Here is a 3,082-nt window from a genome sequence, read left to right on the forward strand (position 1 = left end):
GCCGCGCCATCTCCACCCTCGCCGCGCACGGCGTACCCGCCGCGGTCGTCGGCGACGCCGGTTATCTCGCCGGCGTCCTCGACATCGCCCGCACCGGACAGGGCGTCGCCCTGCTCGCCGCCGTCGGCACCGCCCCCGACGGCCTCACCCCGTACGACGGCCTGCCCTCGGTCACCCCGATCCCCATGAGCGCGCTCGCCCGCCCGGGCGCCGACCCGGCGACGGTCGACGCGGCCTTCGCCGCCGTACGGGATCTGTTGCGCTGAGGCGCGCCCCCGTCGCAGATCGGCCGGAACTGCCCCCTGCGATGGGGTAGTCCGGCCTGTTTCGGAGGAAAGATCCCCCGGGGAGATTCGGTGATTCGACGCTGATTCCGATTCTGCAAGGGGGCGCGATCGTCGTGAGGGTCGTCCTGCTCGGTACCGCCGCGGGTGGCGGTTTTCCGCGGTGGAACTGCGCCTGCGCACTGTGCGCCGACGCCCGCGACGGGAAACTGCCCTCGCGCACCCAGGACTGCGTGGCCGTCACCGGCAACGCGCGCGACTGGTGGCTGCTCAACGCCTCACCCGACGTCCGCACCCAACTCGCCGCCACCTCCGCGCTCTGGCCGGGCCCCGGCCCGCGCGACACCCCCGTGCGCGGCGTGCTCCTCACCGACGCCGAGCCCCACCATGTGGCCGGCCTGACCGTGCTGCGCGGGGCGGCGGGCCTCAAGGTGTACGCCCCGCAGCCCGTCCTCGCCGCGCTCACTCCGGCCCGGACCGTCCTCGACCGCTACGCCCCCTGGGAGTGGGCCAACGGCCTCGCCGAGGGCGGGTTCGTACTGGCCGGAGGCCTGTCGTCACGGCCCGTCCGGTGGGCGACAGGCCTCCCGAGTACGTGCCGACCCGCCGTCCGGACGACCGCTGGGCGGTCGCCTACCGCATCGAGGATCTGGCGACCGGCGGGTCGTTCGTCTACGCACCACGCGTCGCCGCCTGGACGGCTGCCCTCGACGACCTGTTGGCGACGGCGGACTGCGCCGTGCTCGACGGCACCTTCTTCGGCGCGGACGAGGTGAGCGTGGCAGGCACCGGTCGGCCGAGCAGGGGACATCTGCCCGTCACCGGCCCTGGCGGCAGCCTCACCGCCCTCGCCCGCCACCCCGGCGTCCGCCGGATCTACACCCACCTCGGCAACCCGAACCCGCTGCTCGACCCCGGCTCGACCGCGCGGGCGCAGGTGAACGGAGCGGGGGTCGAAGTGCTCATGGACGGAGCCGAGTTCGTGGTGTGAGGCGGGCGGGCCGGGCGGCAGCTACTCCTGTGTGCCGTCCAACATCCGTGCCAGCACGCCCCGTTGCAGCGGCAGAACCTCCGCGTGCAGGTCGCGGCCCTTGCGGGTCAGCGCGACCCACACCCCGCGGCGGTCCTCGACGCACACGGAGCGTTCCACGAGGCCGTCCTTCTCCAGCCGGCCGATGAGACGGGAGAGCGCGCTCTGGCTGAGATGGACCCGTCCGACCAGGTTCTGCACCCGGCACTGATCGCCGTCCCGGGGCGCCGCGGACGCGAGCATGTCCAGCACCTCGAAGTCGCTCGCACCCAGCCCGTGCGGGTGCAGCACACGGTCGATCTCGCACATCGTGCGCGCGTGCACGGACAGGATGTCCCGCCACTGATCCTCTAGCTGCCGGGCACCGGCCGACTTCACTGCCATACCTGCACGGTAACACCGATCCGGCCAATCGTTGAGTCTGCAACTAGTGCGCGTGCAAGTAGCCAGCGCGGGTGACGGGGCCGGGCCCGACCGGTGCGGCGGCGGTGTCAGGCGGCCGGATTCTGGGTCAGCCCGATGAAGTTCCCGTCCGCGTCCTTCACGAAGGCGATCAGCTTGCCGCCACCGACGTCCTGGACGTCCTGGACCAGCTCCGCCCCCGCCTCCACCATCGCCGCCAGCCGCGCCCGGATGTCGTCCACGGTCCAGTAAGGCACCGGTCCGGTCATGCCCCGGGAGTGCCCGTTCGGGTCGAGGCCGACGTCCTGCCCGGCGGCCTTGTAGCCGACGTAGTACGGCTCGTCCGCGTACGGCTCGACTCCCAGCAGGGCGCCGAACAGGGCCTTCGCGCGGTCGAGGTCCTTGACGGGGTAGATGATCGTGTTCAGACCGTCGGTCATGGCGAGCTCCTCCGTGAAACGTGGTCCGACGGATTTCGCCGGTGAATTCAGGCTAGGACGGGGGAGCGGGCGGAGGCTTCTCCAATCCTGACCGGCTGCCGCGCCGTCGGATCATTGCGTGCCGTCCGAGCGGGGCTGCCGACCGGACGTCCGACCAACCCGCCACCCGGCGTCAGGTCAATCCGCCGCCCGACCCGTTCCGGATCACGCGTGGACCCCTGATCCCGAGGGGGTGGGACAGGAGGGCGTCGACGTACGACCCGGCGGACCGCGGTGGTGAGTTCCGGGGCGGCGGGACCGACCGCCGCTTGCGTGCCTACGTCGACCGGATCGCCAAGCGCATCGGCCCGACTGCCGAGATCCGCACCGGCACACTCGTCCGCGCCCTGCGCCACCACGGGCTTCTGGAACTGCCTCATGCTGACCTCTACGGCCAACTCCATCCAGGTACTGGTCAGTTACTACATGAACCGGCCGCAACGCCCCGCCGCCGCCGAGACGTTGGTGGTCACCCCGGGCGACGCGGACCGTGTCGTTGTCGGCCGGGTGCCGACCGCCCGGATGTCCTACCAACACCCCGTCCATACGCCCCAGTTGGTAGCCGAGTGATACGCCGGCGATGAGCGCGCTGCTGCGAGCGGCTTCCCCCGCACGCCCCGGGGCCGGGACGACGGGCCGGCCGGGAGAGGATCATCTCCGTGACCCGCGCGACGCGGGACGCAGAGGTCGGAGCGCGGCCGGAGCGAGGCCGGGACAGGGGGCACACCGTCGTGCAGCAGGACGAGACCGAACTTCCGCCGCCCGCACCCGGAGGCGCACTGCTGCTCCGGCGCCGTCCGGCCCGGCCACGGGCGGCCGTCCTGGTCCTGCACGGAGGCCAGGAGACGAGCCACCGTCCCGCCCGGCCCTGGCAGCTCGCCGCGCTG

At 72.6% G+C, this 3,082-nt stretch carries 4 protein-coding genes and 3 pseudogenes; 5 read left to right on the top strand and 2 right to left on the bottom strand.

Going from position 1 to position 3,082, the window contains the following annotated elements:
* From R6V09_RS49785 to R6V09_RS49795, 3 genes and pseudogenes are all read left to right on the top strand, one after another.
* Positions 1-266: pseudogene (locus R6V09_RS49785) on the top strand (LysR family transcriptional regulator); the annotation flags it as partial.
* Positions 267-517: 251 nt separating this feature from the next.
* Positions 518-697, top strand: a pseudogene (locus R6V09_RS49790) (MBL fold metallo-hydrolase); the annotation flags it as partial.
* Positions 698-855: 158 nt separating this feature from the next.
* Entirely contained in the window at positions 856-1,275 is a 420-nt protein-coding gene (locus R6V09_RS49795; RefSeq protein ID WP_317888038.1) for an MBL fold metallo-hydrolase, read from the top strand.
* Between the two features lie 21 nt (positions 1,276-1,296).
* On the opposite strand, the gene R6V09_RS49800 is transcribed toward R6V09_RS49795, so the two are convergent.
* Together R6V09_RS49800 and R6V09_RS49805 are read right to left on the bottom strand one after the other, a co-directional pair.
* A complete protein-coding gene (locus R6V09_RS49800) occupies positions 1,297-1,698 on the bottom strand; it encodes a MarR family winged helix-turn-helix transcriptional regulator (protein ID WP_317888039.1) in 402 nt (133 codons plus the stop codon).
* Between the two features lie 107 nt (positions 1,699-1,805).
* Positions 1,806-2,156, bottom strand: a complete 351-nt coding sequence (locus R6V09_RS49805) for a VOC family protein (protein ID WP_317888040.1) — start codon at positions 2,154-2,156, stop codon at positions 1,806-1,808.
* A gap of 417 nt (positions 2,157-2,573) precedes the next feature.
* On the opposite strand from R6V09_RS49805, the gene R6V09_RS49810 reads away from it, so the two are divergent.
* Positions 2,574-2,765: a hypothetical protein gene (locus R6V09_RS49810; protein WP_317888041.1), complete on the top strand. Its 192-nt coding sequence runs from the start codon at positions 2,574-2,576 to the stop codon at positions 2,763-2,765.
* Between the two features lie 161 nt (positions 2,766-2,926).
* Positions 2,927-3,082: pseudogene (locus R6V09_RS49815) on the top strand (alpha/beta hydrolase); the annotation flags it as partial.

Source organism: Streptomyces sp. W16, assembly GCF_033194735.1.
GTDB lineage: Bacteria > Actinomycetota > Actinomycetes > Streptomycetales > Streptomycetaceae > Streptomyces.